General features: G+C 32.0%; 12 protein-coding genes. 9 read left to right on the forward strand and 3 right to left on the reverse strand.

The window, feature by feature from the left end; all coding sequences use genetic code 11:
• The first annotated feature begins 58 nt into the window (after positions 1-58).
• The gene (locus tag AW729_RS00170) at positions 59-595 is read left to right on the forward strand and encodes a flavodoxin family protein (protein WP_112123170.1); all 537 of its coding nucleotides are present in this window, start codon (positions 59-61) and stop codon (positions 593-595) included.
• Positions 596-815: 220 nt separating this feature from the next.
• On the opposite strand, the gene AW729_RS00175 is transcribed toward AW729_RS00170, so the two are convergent.
• Positions 816-2,114 carry a TrpB-like pyridoxal phosphate-dependent enzyme gene (locus tag AW729_RS00175; protein ID WP_112123171.1) on the reverse strand — a complete coding sequence of 433 codons (1,299 nt, stop codon included), beginning with the start codon at positions 2,112-2,114 and terminating at the stop codon, positions 816-818.
• 236 nt (positions 2,115-2,350) lie between these two features.
• Between AW729_RS00175 and AW729_RS00180 the strand changes: the two genes are divergently transcribed.
• The 5 genes from AW729_RS00180 (at position 2,351) to AW729_RS00200 (ending at position 6,088) form a co-directional block, all read left to right on the forward strand.
• On the forward strand, positions 2,351-2,701 hold the full coding sequence (locus AW729_RS00180) for a hypothetical protein (RefSeq protein ID WP_112123172.1): 351 nt from the start codon (positions 2,351-2,353) through the stop codon (positions 2,699-2,701).
• A 646-nt stretch (positions 2,702-3,347) separates the two neighbouring features.
• Entirely contained in the window at positions 3,348-3,629 is a 282-nt protein-coding gene (albA, locus tag AW729_RS11435) for a DNA-binding protein Alba (protein ID WP_257791429.1), read from the forward strand.
• A gap of 101 nt (positions 3,630-3,730) precedes the next feature.
• Entirely contained in the window at positions 3,731-4,519 is a 789-nt protein-coding gene (locus tag AW729_RS00190) for a TatD family hydrolase (RefSeq protein ID WP_112123173.1), read from the forward strand.
• Positions 4,520-4,749: 230 nt separating this feature from the next.
• Positions 4,750-5,094 (forward strand): helix-turn-helix transcriptional regulator, encoded by a 345-nt coding sequence (locus tag AW729_RS00195; protein ID WP_112123174.1) that lies wholly within the window; start codon positions 4,750-4,752, stop codon positions 5,092-5,094.
• 43 nt (positions 5,095-5,137) lie between these two features.
• Positions 5,138-6,088 (forward strand): hypothetical protein, encoded by a 951-nt coding sequence (locus tag AW729_RS00200; RefSeq protein ID WP_112123175.1) that lies wholly within the window; start codon positions 5,138-5,140, stop codon positions 6,086-6,088.
• Between the two features lie 23 nt (positions 6,089-6,111).
• On the opposite strand, the gene AW729_RS00205 is transcribed toward AW729_RS00200, so the two are convergent.
• Together AW729_RS00205 and AW729_RS00210 are read right to left on the reverse strand one after the other, a co-directional pair.
• Positions 6,112-7,476, reverse strand: coding sequence for a hypothetical protein (locus AW729_RS00205; RefSeq protein WP_112123176.1), 1,365 nt, complete (start codon positions 7,474-7,476; stop codon positions 6,112-6,114).
• Between the two features lie 148 nt (positions 7,477-7,624).
• A complete protein-coding gene (locus tag AW729_RS00210) occupies positions 7,625-7,993 on the reverse strand; it encodes a hypothetical protein (RefSeq protein WP_112123177.1) in 369 nt (122 codons plus the stop codon).
• Between the two features lie 595 nt (positions 7,994-8,588).
• Here AW729_RS00210 and AW729_RS00215 point away from each other — a divergent pair.
• The 3 genes from AW729_RS00215 to AW729_RS00225 all read left to right on the forward strand — a co-directional run bounded on the left by AW729_RS00215 (position 8,589) and on the right by AW729_RS00225 (position 17,293).
• Positions 8,589-10,043 carry a transposase gene (locus tag AW729_RS00215; protein ID WP_112123178.1) on the forward strand — a complete coding sequence of 485 codons (1,455 nt, stop codon included), beginning with the start codon at positions 8,589-8,591 and terminating at the stop codon, positions 10,041-10,043.
• A gap of 89 nt (positions 10,044-10,132) precedes the next feature.
• Positions 10,133-10,555 (forward strand): hypothetical protein, encoded by a 423-nt coding sequence (locus AW729_RS00220; protein ID WP_112123179.1) that lies wholly within the window; start codon positions 10,133-10,135, stop codon positions 10,553-10,555.
• Between the two features lie 681 nt (positions 10,556-11,236).
• Positions 11,237-17,293 carry a DUF3344 domain-containing protein gene (locus AW729_RS00225; protein ID WP_112123180.1) on the forward strand — a complete coding sequence of 2,019 codons (6,057 nt, stop codon included), beginning with the start codon at positions 11,237-11,239 and terminating at the stop codon, positions 17,291-17,293.
• Positions 17,294-17,629 lie beyond the last annotated feature (336 nt).

Raw genomic sequence — 17,629 nt, forward strand, 5'->3', positions numbered from 1 at the left:
TTTAAATAAACAAATATAATAATGAAAATAACAATTATGTTTTAAGGAGATACATATTATGAAAGTATTAGGAATCGTAGGAAGTCCAAGAAAAGATGGAAACTGTGACGTATTAGTAAAAAAATTTTTAGACAATGTAGAAGGAGATACCGAATACATATTTTTAAATGAAAAACAGTTACATGGTTGTAATGCATGTATGGGATGTGTTGAAGGTGATTGTGTAATTGATGATGATGGAAACAGCATTATCAAGTCATTACTTGACTGTGACATTTTAGTATTTGCATCACCTATATACTATGGACAAATCACAGCACAAGCAAAAGCATTCATCGATAGATTCTATCAAATATCCAGAAACCCTGAAAAATCATTGGAATCAAAAAAAGTGGTTACAATCTTTACACAGGCACAACCTGAAAATGTATTCGGCGATTATATTGACTCATTTAAAGTCATGCCATTTGGATTTATGGGTATGGAAGTAATAGGTAACATTACCGCTATGGGAACTCAGGACAAAGGTAATGAAGAAGAACTTGAAAAATATATAGAAGAAGTAAAAGACATAGCCAGATCAATTAAATTATAATCGATCTATTCTTCTTTTTTTTAAGTTTCTTTATGAAACAATACTTATTTTTTTAGCACTACTTTATTTAAATTTTATTTCTGAATTCATTAATTTATGTGACTTATATTGATTAGTCTTCTCATTTCAAGGTTTAAAAAAATATAAAAAAAGATTCAAGGAGTAAACTCCTTTTTTTTATGAATATTATTTGGTGTTTAAATAAAGTGGTGTAATCAGACTAGCAGTCTTCCATACTGCCGTCCATAAAGCTACCATAACCTTTGAAGTCCATTAATCCATGACCGGAGAAGTTAACTACAATGGTTTTTTCTTCACCTGTTTGTTTACATTTCTGTGCTTCATCGATAGCTACTTTTATTGCATGGTTTGTTTCAGGTGCCGGGATGACTCCTTCGCATTTTGCAAACATTTTACCTGCTGCAAATACTTCCGTTTGATGTGCCGTTCTTGGGGTGATGTATCCCTCATTCTTAAGTAATGATACCTGTGTGTTCATTCCATGGTATCTGAGTCCACCTGCATGTACTGATGGGGCTACAAAGTTATGACCAAGTGTAAACATCTTTAAAAGTGGTGTAAATCCTACTTCGTCACCGAAGTCGTAAGTGTATTCACCTTCTGATAATGTTGGACAAGCTGATGGTTCAACAGCTAAGAATTCACAGTCGGTGTTTCCTTTGATTTTTTCTTTAATAAATGGGAATAATGATCCTCCGAAGTTACTTCCTCCACCTACACATGCAATCATGGTATCAGGTTCTTCTTCAGCTATTTCGAGTTGTGTTTGAATTTCCTGGCCGATAACAGTCTGGTGTAATATGACGTGGTTTAATACACTACCAAGTGTGTATTTTGTTTTTTCATCACTTAATGCATCTTCTACCGCTTCGGATATTGCTATACCTAATGAACCAGGATGATCAGGTGTTTCTTCCAATATTTTTCTTCCGACTGCTGTCTGGTTACTTGGGGAGGCATAAACGTTTCCATCGTATAGCTGCATAATTGTTTTTCTGAATGGTTTTTGATCAAATGATACTCTTACCATATAAACTGTACAGTCTAAGTCCATGAGAGATGCCGCTAATGATAATGCGGTTCCCCATTGACCTGCACCGGTTTCTGTCGTTAGTTTTTCAACACCTTCTTTTTTTGCAAAGTATGCCTGTGCTATTGCACTGTTTAATTTATGACTTCCCGTTGGGGATGTATCTTCTCGTTTATAATATATCTTTGCGGGTGTGTTTAGTTTTTCTTCCAATCCTTTTGCTCTGCAGAGTGGAGTTGGTCTTCCAAGTCTTTGGTATAACTCTCTTACTTCTGTAGGAATTTTTATATATCTTTCTGTTGAAAATTCCTGTGCTAAACATTCATTTACGAATATGTCTGGTAGTGTGCTTATCTGGTCTTTTCCTTCACTGTTTTTTGGTGCAGGTAATTCAACTGGTAAATCTGCATTTATATTATACCAATTTTTTGCCACATCGTCACTTGTTAATTCTATTTTATATTCCATTTTTTTCAATCCAATTGTTGTTTTTCAAATAATAATATGATAATTTTCATTAAAACTTTTTTTAATTAAAATATTTTTATTCTTGAGTAATATATTTGTATATTGTATTATTTATAATTCGTTATCTTTTTTCTATCCCTTGTAATTTATAAAAAAGCTTTACAAATTAAAACTTTTGCGATAATTCTTTAAATGTTTAAAAACAAATATTCTAATTAATTATTGGGTTGGTTATTATGAATAGTAAACAATTAACACTAAAGGACTTAAATATTAAGGATGAGCTAATTTTTATAAAATATTACTATAAATATCTGTTATCATATTGTCAAGAATATGACCTTCAATACAATGGGTTACTTGCTGTTGAAATCATTAAGCTTGGGGAGTTTGTTGATCGGATTACTTCCGATGAGAATGCTGTAATAAAGGATAAGGATATGAAATATTTAATTAGAATAGCTGAAGGTAGGGTATTTAAGGAAATTGATGAATTATCGCCTATGTATAATCGTAAGAATACTCATGACATTCTTAAGATTCCACGATATAAAATGTATCATATTCTTGAAAGGCATGGTTTCTAAAATGGGTAAATATTTATCTTAGTTATTAATTTACCCTGGTATTCATAGCAATCATGTTTATATGTTTAACTGTTTATAATTATTCTAGCTTTACGTTAAATTATATTCTGTTATAGTCATAATTTATTTAAAGGGGATGTCATTCATTAATATTCACTTGATACAAATGAAAGAATATATTAAAAAAGTCATATATAAATATATATAGATAATGAAATTTAGAGGTTTTATGATGAGCGAGCAATTATCATTCACACAATTATTACGTAAAAATGATTTTATCGAAGGCAATAACAGTACCGATGAAGAACCTATTGATATGGAAAATGACTTTGATCCTGATGAAAATATAGAAAATCTTGAAATGAAAACATTTGAAGAAGAAGCTAAACTTGTTGAAGAGGAAGAAGCCAGAAAAGCAGAGGAAGCCAGAAAAGCTGCTGAAGCTAAAAAAGCAGCAGAGGAAGCTAGAAAAGCAGAGGAAGCAAGGAAAGCTGAAGAGGCCAGGAAAGCTGAGAAAGCTCGGAAAGCTGAAGAAGCCAGAAAAGCTGCAGAAGCTAGAAAAGCAGAGGAAGCTAAAAGAGCCGCCGAAATTAAAAAAGCTGCCGAGGCTAGAAGAGCCGAACAAGCCAAAAGAATTGCTGCAATTGAAGAATCTGAAGATACAAGAGTCATATTCATTGGAAATAAACCAGTCATGAATTATGTTTTATCAATCGTCACATTAATGAACAAAGATGTTAAAAGAATCAGCATAAAAGCAAGAGGAAAAGCTATTAACAGGGCTGTAGATGTTGCAGAAGTAGTCAGACACAAATTTGTGACTAAAACCCAAATTGAAGATATTCTAATAAATACCGAGGAACTATTCAGGGAAGATGGTTCTTCATCAAACGTTTCAACCATAGATATTATACTCAGGGTTTAATTCTTAAAATTTTTTTTAAGAACAATTATCTTTTTTTTCACCTTTTTTTAGTCAATTTTATAATTGAATTAATTTAGCAATACTTTATTTGAGAGTTGATAGTGATGGAACTTATAGATATTGGATTAAATTTAATGCATAAATCATATAATAAGGATCGCGTTGATGTAATAAATCATGCAAGGGATGTTGGAGTAACAAAATCCATTATTACCGGAAGCAGTTTAACATCAAGCAAACTTGCAGTAGACTATGCAAGCAAACATCCTAATGTATTATACGCTACCTGCGGAGTTCATCCTCATGATGCAAAAACATGCGATGAAAACACTATAGATACATTAAGAAACCTTGCGAGTAATAGCTGCGTTGTAGCAATAGGCGAATGTGGGCTGGATTATAACAGAAACTTCTCACCCCAAAATGTTCAACGCAAATGGTTTGAAAAACAGGTAATATTGGCAGAAGAATTGGACATGCCACTATTTTTACATGACAGGGAATCTTATGATGATTTTAATAAAATAATGAAAAAACATAAAAAGATAGCTGGCAGGTCCGTTGTGCATTGTTTTACAGGAACAAAATATGAGGCAGAAGATTATCTTGATTTGGGTTGTTACATAGGCGTAACAGGATGGATATGTGATGATAGGCGAAATGATGAATTGCTCAAAGCAATAAAGGTTATACCACCAGAAAAATTAATGATAGAGACTGATGGTCCATTCTTGACTCCAAGAGACTTTGAACAAAAACCAAAGAATAACCGAAATGAACCAAAATATCTTCCCCATATCTTAAAAAGAATTGCTAAAGAAATGGATATTGATTCAGAAGAACTGGGAAAACAGGTAACAGTTAATACTAAGGAATTCTTTAATATCTAACTTCCCCGTTCATATATTTTTCATGTTTCTTAATTCAACATCCTCAAAAAAAAATCATGATTTTATAAATATTTCATCAATTAATTAAATACTGCCTTGTGATATTTTAAATACACTCCTCTTATAATATCGTATTTTAAAATCAAGGCATGAATCATGAGTAGTTATATAAATATAAAATGATAAATAAGTACATATCTGTAAACAATCGTAGTAAGAGAAATAAGAATATGACATGTGAAAATTTAAAAGAAGAACACGTACAAAAATTAAAAGAATTAGAAAAAACTTTACCTTCATTTGAGGAATTTGAAGAATATTCTGATAAATTCAAAGCGTTATCTGACCCAACACGATTGAAAATATTGTACTTACTATCTGAAGGTTCATGTTGTACATGTTCGATACAGGAAATATTGGATAAACCACAATCAAATATATCCCACCATCTGAAGATATTGAAGAATGCAGGGTTTATCGATAGTAAAAAAGATGGTATCTGGGTCTACCATAAAGTCAAAGATCCAGAGATAATCAAATTATTGGATGATTTAAGTAATTTAATTACCAATTAAATCCAAACAATTACTTTTTTTTTTAATTTTATCAAGTGTAAATATGACATTTAAAATATATTGTTCCATATGTGGTTATGAAAATAATTCAAACAATACCCTCTGTCAAAGATGTAATGAATTTCTACATAAGGACAACATACTATCCGACAATAAGCAATTAAACTCAATAGATGAATTATTTGCTAACATATATCATCAGAAGTTAAACGATGCAATCCTAACACTCGACAGCTATGAAGTAATAATACAAAACATCATAGAAAGTGGAGAAAACGGGATTATCTATAGAAAGAATATGACGCCACTGGAACGGGTCGTAGCCATAGCAAAGGCATATTCAATAGTAATTACCAAAGAGATTGGAAATAACTATGGTGAGTACGCATATAATGTGATATGCATAGATAAGACATTTGATTCATCAATTCAAATAGCAACAATCCTACATGAGTTGACACACCACTTATTCAATGAGATACTTAAGCAAATCCTAATATATGTATGGAATGTAAAGAAATCACCCCTGCTTGATGCCTTTGTACAAACGTTGGTTTCCCTTCCACCTGTACTTTTGGCCTCGGAGTATTGTGCAAGTAAAACTGAAGAAAGGTATCTTCCAAAAGAATACGTGTCATACTCATCGTTCAATCAGATAGCAGGTGATTTAAACTATGATGGCAAAATACTTTTGAATACCTTCGTCATAGCAAATGGAATCAGCGAATCCATCATAAGGATATTGTCTAACTTTATTGACAATCAACTGGAAGATAAAATAAGACAGGAGTTTGAAAGAAACAATACCGAAGAGATAGCTAATCCCATCTGTATAGAAGATAGAATAATAAACAATCCAATTTTAAGAAACGTATATCTCATGAACATGATAACTGAAAGTTATGAATTGCTCAATGATGAAAATTACCGTCATCTGATAGAGCGAAACAGGGATTTATTCGAAAAAGCATATGAAAAAATCAAGACAGATTAACATCTTCCTTTAACAAGTTCTGATTAGTCCACATCTTTTTTATCAGAATAAATCTTAATCAAATCGAAATTTAATTTTTCAAGGGACTCTCCATTCAAATACTTTATGAGAATATTAATCAAATCATTCTCCATAAACATAATTTCATCATCATTCAAGCCAACAAACGATTGATTAAATAGGAATTTGATGGAATCCCAATCCAAATTCAATGAATATAAGGTATTTCTCAGATATGACATATAATCATTTTCAAGTGGATTTACTCCCCTTTGAATGTTAAAGCTTGACTTAACAATAAATTTCTTAAACAGGCTGATTAATCGATTGTTATTATCGCCAAACAATTCATAGATATATGCTTCCATGTCATAAGAGGAATGATATTCTGTATAAAAACCTCCGGATATGAATTTATTTCTAAGAATATGAATTAAATTCAAGGTCAAATCTTCAAATGATTGATTTATAGGTCTTGTCTGACACAACCGGTCAAACTCGACTATGTCATCCACAACACTGTTTTTAATAATCTGATAATAAAAAATTACGTGTGGATTACTGTTTAATAAGTAGACGGCATATTGTGAAAGACTGTAATTGTTAGTTAATATCTCGTCAAATGGATTATGATTTTTGTCCCTAAGCAGTGAGATATAATCCTTCACAAGATGCTTAACTGATTTGCTTATCAGTTTTTCATTCTCTAATTCCTGAACTGTCAATATTATATCTTCAATGTTATAATAGGGGTACTCCTTGCTAAAGAGTTTGAGGTTGCCTTTTCTATGAATATAGTCAAGCAATATTATTTTAAGGTATCTGTGTTCAATTTCTTTAACACATCTTCCATGGTTGTATACCGATTTGATGCTGTCAGTAACTACTGATTCGTTCAGAGGTTTATCAGGGCAATATGATGTCTTATCGATGGAATAATCCTCATTGATTTTTATGATGTCGCCCGGTTTAATATACTCCGAGTTAATGCTTGATAAGAGTTCAACCAATGTTATATGAGGATCCTGTTTTTTACCACAGTTATAGCAGTATTTGTCTATGTATAAAATTTTTTTACCACAAAATTCGCAGATAATCTTCTTGTCAGCTGTATTGGCCAGATATCTTAAAATTTCATAGTCATAATCAAATTCATGGTTATTATAGGAACGTCTATTTGATAAATGATTAATCAGGCTGTTTATACGAAATATTACATTATTTTCATTAACTTTTTTGTTAATGACTTCATTATATACTTTAAACTTAATCAGATAACCGTCACTCTCATTAAGATGATTTTCGGATAATTTTTCATTAAAATTACTTGAAAATTCCTTCTCTCCAATGTACTCATTGAATGTTGCTAAAGTTTTATCTATTGACATTCCAATGCAATTCCTTTTTAATCCAGACAGGATAGATTATAATTTATTATTTGTAGTTAATCGTATAATTTAGTTTTGATAAATTATTGAAATATAAAAATAGTTGGTGATTAATTGGATTTGAAAGAAAAGTGAAAGATAGGTTGGTTTAACCAACTTTATCTAGGCCTATCGGTCCATCTTTTTCCGTCCATGTTTCAACATATCTTCCAGGAGCCATTCCCTCATATTGTCCTTTTTCATTATCACTTACTGTAAAGTAGGATTTATGAACATCTGATTGGGAACTTGATGTTTTCTGTGAGCTTGTCTTTGTTTGGGTCTTTTTGTTTGAGGCAGTTTGTGTTGTAGTGTTGGTTGAGTTTGTCTGATTGCTACTTATGTTTTGTGTATCGTTTGCCGTGGTGTTATTTGTGTCATTTGTCGTGTTGTTATCCGATAATTTAAACGTATCTGTGGAGAAAAGAACGATTCCCAGCAATATTAAAACAACTGCGGCTATAATGGCAATTTTCATATTTTCTCTCAATATTATACCTCTTATTTAATTTACATAACTAATATATTTTCTTTTAATATTTAAATATTTTGTACTTTTTAATGCATAATCAATTTTCTAAAAAGGTACACGATCAATTATTTTTTCTAAATATTCATTTATAGTCAACCATATTAAAATCAATCGGATTAAAATGGTACTTTTTGAAATAAAACAGATAATCATGGAAAAAACTATATTTTTAATCGCTCTGATTTAAGAAATAATTCCATATTGTTACTTATATTAAAAAATAATGCATAATTATATGGCAGTGTCCAAAATACAGTCTGAGTTTTGATGTCTGTTAACCTTATAACATTATTTAATAAATTGTTTTATTTTTTCATTGATTAAATAAATGTTAAAATACAATATAATATTATACAATTAGTTAATCTTCAATTAAATTATATATTAAATATTATTTAATCAACAGACTTATTTTTATCAGTATTTTAATATATGGTTGATATATATGTCGTCGTTAATTTATATCAGTTTAATGAATTTGTTATAATGAGTTTAGAGTTATAAAATAAGTTTATATATGTGTAGGGAGTTATATAATATTATGTTAACGAAAATAACCCCTACAGATATATGTATTAATTTTGAAGTAGTTAAATTTTTCGGTGAAGAAGAAAAATTATTGGTCATGTTACCAGATACTGTTTCACCTGATGTTATACCGTTTTTAGGATTCTTTAACTCCGATATTGATGGTGTTTTGTATTTTAAATCAAATCCTATTTGTCCTGATTGTGGATTGGAATTGGTTGAAAGTACTGTTGAAGAATTTTATCCCAATAAATTAGATAATGTTTATAGGATTGTTTATAGGTGTCCTGATAAAAAATGCGGTAAGAAACACAGGGCTAAATTAGATAAATTTATTGATGATAGCTCTAATTATACTAATAATATGAAACAATTGGGTTCTAGACTTCAATTTATTGAAAAGATAGCCTATCGTAAAATGAGTGAAATTTTTCAAGCTATTCTTGGAATAAGAATACCTAAGTCTACCATGTATAATCATCAAGATCAAACTAGTGATGAAATATTAACTGCCGTTGAAAAAGAAATTGATGCAGAAGTTGAAAGACAAGAAATAGAAGCATCTGGAAACTATAATTATGATGAACAGTTTATGAAAGTATCCAAAAATAAAAAAGCAAAATTACAATTGCTTGATGCTAACACAAAATATGCATATCCTGCCATGATCCTTAATCAAGATAAATTTGATTCTGATACTATTTTAAATTACTGGAATACGATTTTATCAAATTTACCAAAAGAATGCATGATTACTGATGGTCATACAATGTATCCATCAATTTGTAAAGAATTTGAAATAGAACAAGCATTATGCACTTTTCATGCCATCCATAATGTGCGAGATAAACCATATAAGATAATAAATAGAAACAATACAAAAAGAAAAAATAAATCAAAGAAGATTAAGACTATTGAAGAAAATTTAACAGAATTGAATAATCAATACATTCCTAAACGAGGTAGATTTCAAAAAAACGATACTAAACAACGTAAATTGTATGAAAAAATACAATCCAAAAACAGACAGATATCTACATTAAATCAAGAAATCCGAACGTTAAATAAGGAAGATAAAGAACTAAATAAATATATGGATAAGATATCCTTAATATTCAAATCAAAAACTCTTAAAACAGCCAAGAATAGATTAAACAGACTAAAAGAAGATAAAAGTAAATTACCTGATTCTATAGTGGATGCCCTTGACAAAATAGATAAAAAATTTGATAAACTAACTAAACACATTGGAAATGATGATATACCTAGTACAAATAATTTAGTCGAATTATTTTTCAATGTTACATGTGGTAATAAGTTAAAGAAACATTATAGGACCGATAAAGGGGTTGATAGAAGAATGAGGGCTAATAGATCAAGATGGAATTATAGAGTATGCTTGGGAAAAACAGATTTTATCTTATCGGTCTTTGTAATACAACCCACTGAAAAAATATTAAATTTATAGGAAGTCAGACTGTATTTTGGACACTACCTAATTATATAAGTTTTAATAATGATAGTATTAAGTATAAAAAATAAAGGAGGAAAATCAAAATGGTAAATAAGAAAGTACTGTTTACATTATTTATCATATTGGGTATAATGACTGCTTCATCAGTAGTATCCGCAGGATTATTTGATTCTTCAGCATCCAATGATTTGAATGTATCTGATATTACAATTACCAGTGAAGGATATTCCATGTACAAGGTCAACTGTGAAGTTACTCCTAAAAAGGATTTCAGCTACCTTGAAATGCAAGTAATCTTCTATGACAGTGATGATGCTGTTGTTGGTAAAAGTTCACTTGTATGGAATGTTAATGATCCAGAAAAAGATCAGTTAATGAAAGTGTCCGGTACAGCAATGACAGATGATGCAAGTTCTAGACCAGCACGTGCTGAAGTATACTTTGTTGACTCTGCATTTGGAAGTACAAAGGATGATGCGATATATGTTCAAAATGTAACCATGTAAAAATATTTAAATTTTTTATTTTATTTTTTTTTATCATATCCGTGAATTGAGTTTATTTTTTGGGAATAACGTAGTTATTTGCTTTATTATGGGATACTATCTAACTTAATTGATTTAATGACTGCTTCATCTACTATATGCAGGATTATTTGATTCATCATCGTCTGATGATTTGAACGTATCTGAAATTACAGTTGTTGGTGAAAGTTACTTCATGTATAATGTAAACTTTAAACTCACTCCTGTAGAGGACGTGGTAGTTTAAATTCCATGCTATCATCGGATTTCTATTTCTTAATAATGCTTATTGCTATAATGAGGGTTATATTTATTTTATATCTTGGATATTTTACGTGTATTATTATGATTTTTTCCTATTTCAATAATGAATTATCATATTGTTTAATTTTTATTTATTTTCTTTTAAAGTATTTTAGATTTAATATTTAAGTTTAATTATTATCTTTTACTTGTTGTATTATTTTTCACCTCTAAAAATCAAAAAAAGTAATACTTTTTTTCAAAAGTTTATTAATAACTTCGGATAAAGATATATTCACATAGTTATATTATAAAATAAAGTTAAAAGTTTGACTTGACTTTTACTTCTTGTGGTTGTATCTTCAAGATTTTTTTTATTTTATAGTATAGGTATGTAATACTTTATGAGGAATTTATAATATGTTAAGAAACAAAACAAAAATATTTTTGTTATGTTCAATATTATTGATTGCTATTATTGGAATATCAAGCGTATCTGCAACAGATACAAATGATACAAGCGTTGATACGAGTGCTGATACAAGTATTGACACTCAATCAACAGTCACGACAGATGTTCCAACAACCAGCAATAATAATGTTGATAATTACATGGCAGAAGATGTACAAAGTACATCCAATGTTGATTCGAACGTAAAAACCGAAACGAAAGAATCAACAAAGACAGTTGAAAAAGAAGATAAGAACTTGAAAGAATTACAGTATAATGATAATGGCTGGTCATTTTCATTAAATTATCCTCATGAGATTCAAAGTGGATCTGACATGACAGTTACTTATAATATAGGGCTTGACGAGATAGTACATGCCGAGTTGCAACTATATTTAATGTATACTAATAGTTCAGGTGGACAAACAACCTTGAAGACATATTGGAATGGTTGGGAAGGAGAAGCATGTCCAAATGGACTAACTGAAACTGTGAAGTTTACCAACGTAAATCCAGTATCTGGTGCAAAATCATATTATGTTTACTTAAATTACTATGATGATGAATTAGGTGGATTGGCAACAAATTATAATGAATATCAATTCACATTCAGTGATGTTCCTGAAGTACCAGTTAATGTAACTGTAGATAGTGTAACATTTGCAAAAATTGATGATAGAATATTGACTAACACCAACACTAATGTAACCGTTACTCTAAGTAATAATGGTAGGGATTGTGATAGGGCAAATGTAACCTTAACAGTCGACGGTGTAAGTCAGACGAAAACAGTTACTAGCTTGTCAAATACTCCAAAAAGTCTATCATACAATTACACTTTCGCAACCGAAGGACAAAAGGATGTCAGCGTAATTGTCGATTACTTAAACGGCACATCATTCACAGCCTATACCGGAAGCATAACAGTTACAGCACCTACTGAAGAAGACAGATGCAATCTTACTGTAAACAGTGTATCATATACGAAAAAAAGTAATAAGGTAATAACCGAAGCAAACACTAATGTAACTGTTGTTATCGGTAATGATGGTACATTAGCATGTGACGAAGCTAAGATTATCCTAACGATTGATGGTGAAAGTCAAAACAAGACAATTACAAATCTAGAACCAGCAGCTACCCAAAACTTAGTATATACTTATTACTTCAAAGCTCCTGGAACAAAGACTGTGAGTGTAGTGGTAGATTACCTGAACGGTACGACAGTTGAAGCATATACAGGAAGTGTCAAGGTAGAAGTATATTATACAACCGTAGCTTCAGAGACACTTACAACCAAAGCTACAGGTACTGTAACAGGTGGAGTATACCACAATGCCATACAAAACCCTTCATTTGACAGTAGTTTAAATAGGAAATATCAGTCAGATGTGACCTTTACGTTTGCTGATTCATATTCTAATATAACAACTGCAAGACTATATGCAGTACTCTATGATTCATACCAAGAACATCCTACATATTCATTCAATTTAACAATAGACGGAAACAATGATGGCGAATATGAAACAGTCCTTGAAAACGAACATTATATTGGACTAGAAAGTGAATCAAGCAGTAGCAAAGTATTCAAAATAAACGACAATATAACAAAAGTCTATACTGATTACGTATTATTCTATGACATAACAAATTATGTCAACTCAAACACAATCAATGTAGAACTCAACTCATCATATGGAGCTATAAAATGTATAGGATTAATCGTTCCATATAATCAGTTAAACTCTGGAAAAACAGTTGATTACTGGATTAACTTAGGAACAGTATGGACTGCTACAGAAACTTCAACGACATTTGCAACAAAGAACCATCAGGCAGACAACATCAACCTAACACAATCCATAGCATCAAGTGCAAACCCATCAACCACATTCAACAACAACCAATTAACATACACACAAAGTCCATCAGGATACTTTGGAATCGAATCATGGAACGTAACAGACATATACTCATCTTCATCAAATATGCAATTGAAAAACACCGTAACCGGTCCATCACTCAAGACAATGGCAGCAACACTGGAATTAACAACATACCTACCAACCAACATTACAGTTGACAGCGTTACTTTCACCAAGACACAAGATACAGTACTTGCCTATAATGATACGAACGTAACAGTTATCATAAGCAATAAAGGACCGGAATATCCTGAAGCTACCGTTACCTTAACAATAGGTGATGAAAGCCAGACAAAAACAGTCACTAACATTGGAAGCACGCCACAAAATGTGGTATTTGAAGAATACTTCACCGCTAAAGGCGAAAAAGATGTTAATGTTGTAATTGACTACTTGAACGGCACAACTGTAAACGCATACACAGGTACTGTCAATGTTGTTGCTAGTGGTTATATTGGTAAGTCATTCAGTAACGGTACGAATATGACTGTTCGTCCTACATATGATGGAAACAATACATTAAATGTATTTGGTCACTTCTTCAGTTATAAATCCAATAGTCCAGCAACATTTACCTTTGATGCTGGTGCTAATGGTCTAGTTGATCAGGATAAAGTGGTTGACGTTTTATATTACCAGCCATGGGGAACATGGAGTGGTCAAAATGCTCACGTGGACTTGAACTTAAACGGTAATAATGTCAGTATTCTTTCCAGTTATTCTGATCAGAAAGGATTTGGTTCATGGGATTTCCCATATGGATTAAATGTTTATAACATTACTGGTGTACTTAACTATAATGATGTAAACACTTTCACGGTAACTCCTGTACGTGACAGTGGAACAGCTTACATCTATGGTGGATACATCGTGGCAATCTATGCAAACAACACTAATCGTACAGTTATCAGCATAGCTGAAGATCAAGATGCACTTAGTGCAGGTACCAGTTCCAGTTATGGTGGTACTGCTGCTACGGCAATAACATATGCTAACCACAACGGCATTGATTTGGATGAAGTATCCAGTGCGTATGTGGTTGTTGCAGCAAACAATGCTGCGGGTAGTGATAACAACAGAGTAATAGTCAACACACAGGATTATGGTAATTTAGGTACTTATTATAATTATGATAGTCAGGTTGCCATTGGTACATATGACATTACAGACAACCTTGCAGAAAACAATGTTGTATCAGTAAATTGTATTAGTGATACATCTGTATATGTATTATCATCAATATTGGTAGTAACCTATGAAGCACCTGCACCTGAAGCAGCTGATATTACAGTTGACAGCGTTACTTTCACCATGACTCAGGACACTGTTCTAGCTTACAACGATACAAACGTAACAGTTACTATAAGCAATGATGGAGCTGAATGTGCTGAAGCTAATGTTACATTAACTGTCGGTGATGAAAGCCAGACAAAAACAGTCACCAATATCGGAAGCACACCACAAAATGTGGTATTTGAAGAATATTTCACTTCTAGTGGTGATAAAGATGTCACAGTTGTAATTGACTACTTGAATGGTACGACCGTAACCGCTTATACTGGCAGTGTCAATGTATTTGCTAGTGGTTATATGGGTAAGTCATTCAGTAACGGTACGAATATGACTGTTCGTCCTACATATGATGGAAACAATACTTTAAATGTATTTGGTCACTTCTTCAGTTATAAATCCAATAGTCCAGCAACATTTACCTTTGATGCTGGTGCTAATGGTCTAGTTGATCAGGATAAAGTGGTTGACGTTTTATACTACCAGCCATGGGGAACATGGAACGGACTAAACGCAAGTGTAACTCTTACAATTAACGACAATAATGTACCAATTCTTGCCCAATATGAAGATCAGAAAGGATTCGGTTCATACAACTACCCATACGGATTGAACGTTTATAACATTACAGGTGTACTTAATTATAATGATGTAAACACGTTTACGGTAACTCCGGTTCGTGATAGTGGAACGGCTTACATCTATGGTGGATACATTGTGGCAATATATGCTAACAATACCAACCGTACAGTTATCAGTATTGCCGAGGATGAGGATGCACTTAGTGCCGGATCCAGTTCCAGTTATGGTGGTACTGCTGCTACGGCAATAACATATGCTAACCACAATGGTATCGACTTGGATGAAGTATCCAGTGCGTATGTGGTTGTTGCAGCTAACAATGCTGCTAGTAGTGATAACAACAGAGTAATAATAAATTCACAGGATTATGGTAACTTAGGAACATACTACAACTCAAGTAGCCAAGTCGCCATTGGAACATATGACATAATAGACAACCTTGCAGAAGACAATGTTGTATCAGTAAATTGTATCCAAGACTCATCCGTGTACGTATTATCATCAATATTGGTAGTAACCTATGAAAAACCTACCAATGTCGTAGTAAATGCTGTAGATGTAACTGCATCAAAAGGAGATTTGCTAGTAGAAACAGATAACACCATTACAGTAAGTTTATCCAATGATGGAAAAGCTACTTCAGGAACATTGAATGTTGTTGTTGATGGTGAAAGCACAAACGTTCCACTCGAAGACTTTGCTGGTGAAACTACCATTGACGTGACATATAACCCAAGTTCTACAGGTGAAAAATCAGTAAAAGTAGACTTCGTAAGTGAGGATACGACCCAGACATTATATGAGGGAGTACTTAACGCTTTCTACAACGGTTACAGGGGTAAATCATTCACGAATGGTGAAAACTTCACAACCAAACGTGTATATACTGGTCAAAACACGTTAATACTCGAACAATTCGATTATTACAACTGGAATGTTACTTCAAAAGCAGTATACGATGCATCAAATCTAGAAAGTGATAAAATAGTTGATGTATTATACTACCAGGGATACAACTGGGACAAATACCTTAACTTCACGTTGATGGTAAACGGTGTTGAATCACCTATCATCGCTAACTACAGTGATGCCAAAGGATTCGGTACATACAACTATCCAAGTGGAGTTGTCGTATTCAACATCACGGCTCAATTCCTTGCAGGCCAGTCTAATGAGATTGTTCCAACTGCACTGGAAAACAATTCCAACATCCTCTATGGTGGTATATTAGTAATAATATATGCCAACAATATCGACATGACTACAATCATGATTAATGAGGGATCAGATTTATTAAACCCTGAATCAAGTGGATTAACAACAAATGACTATACTATAGCATATGCCAACTATGAAAACGTTGAATCTGGAGAAGCTGTATTATACACAATATCGGCAGCAGCTGATAAGGCAAACGGCAGCAAAATCATATTCAACGGTGAAGAATATGGATGTCTTGCAGAAAACTATGATTCAATATCAAAACTCAGCATAGTCGAATCAAAAATAACAAACCTTAACGAAGGAGATAACCTCGTAGAACTAGCAAGTGTAAATGATAACCTCTTTACAATGGGTACAATACTTCTTGTGTCAAACCCAATAGAACCAACACTTAAGATAGATACAATCGAATTTAGCTTAGGCGAAACTACAAGTATTCAAGCAGGTATCTACTATGGTGACGTATTGGCATCTAGCATCAACAAGGGTAAAGTCGTATTCAAAGTAAACGGCAAAACACTTAAAGATACAAATGGTAAGGTAATCTATGCAAAAGTAGTTAACGGTCTGGCAATCATAGAAAATTTCACAGTACCTGAATCATGGGATAACAATACTGTAATAGAAGCAACTTACTCAGGATCATCACAGCTTGAATCAATAAAAAGTGAAAAGGTTAACTTGACAATATCTAAGGGTAATGTGCAATTATCAGTAGCTGACGTTACAGCTTCAAACAATCAGACAATAACATTATCGGCAAATGTAACAGTCAATGGTCAAAATGTTGATACTGGAAAAGTTATCTTTAAAATCAATGGTAAAACAGTTAAGGATGAAAACGGTAAGGTAATATATGCAGAAGTGGTAGATGGTGTGGCTAATGTAAATTACACGTTATCCAATTTAAAAGCTAATGAGTATACCATCACTTGTGTATTTACCAGTACTACCTATGAACGTGCAGAACAAAATGCAAAATTAACAGTTGTTAAAACATAAGTATGGATGATTCAATCCATACTATTCTTTTTTTATTAGTTAATCTCTAATTCTTCTTAATATTCAATTTTATTTGTAATCCTATGTTATTTTTCTAATACTAGTATAACTTCTTTAGTTTTTAATGTTTACATATCTATTCAATTGATTTTTATAGTTCAACGATTGCTACTGGGATATCCGTCATTGCAATGATTGTAATTATGACAATATTTCTCAAGAAGCGTAAAAATAATATTGGAGTTTAGGATGTAATGTTTTTAATGGGATGATAAATGCAGATATTTTATATACTTTCCTATATTAATCCTTTTTTTGGCTGTGTTTCAAAATAAT

It is taken from the genome of Methanosphaera sp. BMS (assembly GCF_003268005.1).
GTDB lineage: Archaea > Methanobacteriota > Methanobacteria > Methanobacteriales > Methanobacteriaceae > Methanosphaera.

Excerpts from the sequence above, each read along its gene's own strand:
- AW729_RS00180 (WP_112123172.1), top strand. The coding sequence starts at position 2,351 with ATGAATAGTAAACAATTAACACTAAAGGACTTAAATATTAAGGATGAG.
- AW729_RS00170 (WP_112123170.1), top strand. The coding sequence starts at position 59 with ATGAAAGTATTAGGAATCGTAGGAAGTCCAAGAAAAGATGGAAACTGT.
- AW729_RS00215 (WP_112123178.1), top strand. The coding sequence starts at position 8,589 with ATGTTAACGAAAATAACCCCTACAGATATATGTATTAATTTTGAAGTA.
- AW729_RS00175 (WP_112123171.1), bottom strand. The coding sequence starts at position 2,114 with ATGGAATATAAAATAGAATTAACAAGTGACGATGTGGCAAAAAATTGG.
- AW729_RS00195 (WP_112123174.1), top strand. The coding sequence starts at position 4,750 with ATGACATGTGAAAATTTAAAAGAAGAACACGTACAAAAATTAAAAGAA.
- AW729_RS00205 (WP_112123176.1), bottom strand. The coding sequence starts at position 7,476 with ATGTCAATAGATAAAACTTTAGCAACATTCAATGAGTACATTGGAGAG.
- AW729_RS00220 (WP_112123179.1), top strand. The coding sequence starts at position 10,133 with ATGGTAAATAAGAAAGTACTGTTTACATTATTTATCATATTGGGTATA.
- AW729_RS00225 (WP_112123180.1), top strand. The coding sequence starts at position 11,237 with ATGTTAAGAAACAAAACAAAAATATTTTTGTTATGTTCAATATTATTG.
- AW729_RS00200 (WP_112123175.1), top strand. The coding sequence starts at position 5,138 with ATGACATTTAAAATATATTGTTCCATATGTGGTTATGAAAATAATTCA.
- AW729_RS00210 (WP_112123177.1), bottom strand. The coding sequence starts at position 7,993 with ATGAAAATTGCCATTATAGCCGCAGTTGTTTTAATATTGCTGGGAATC.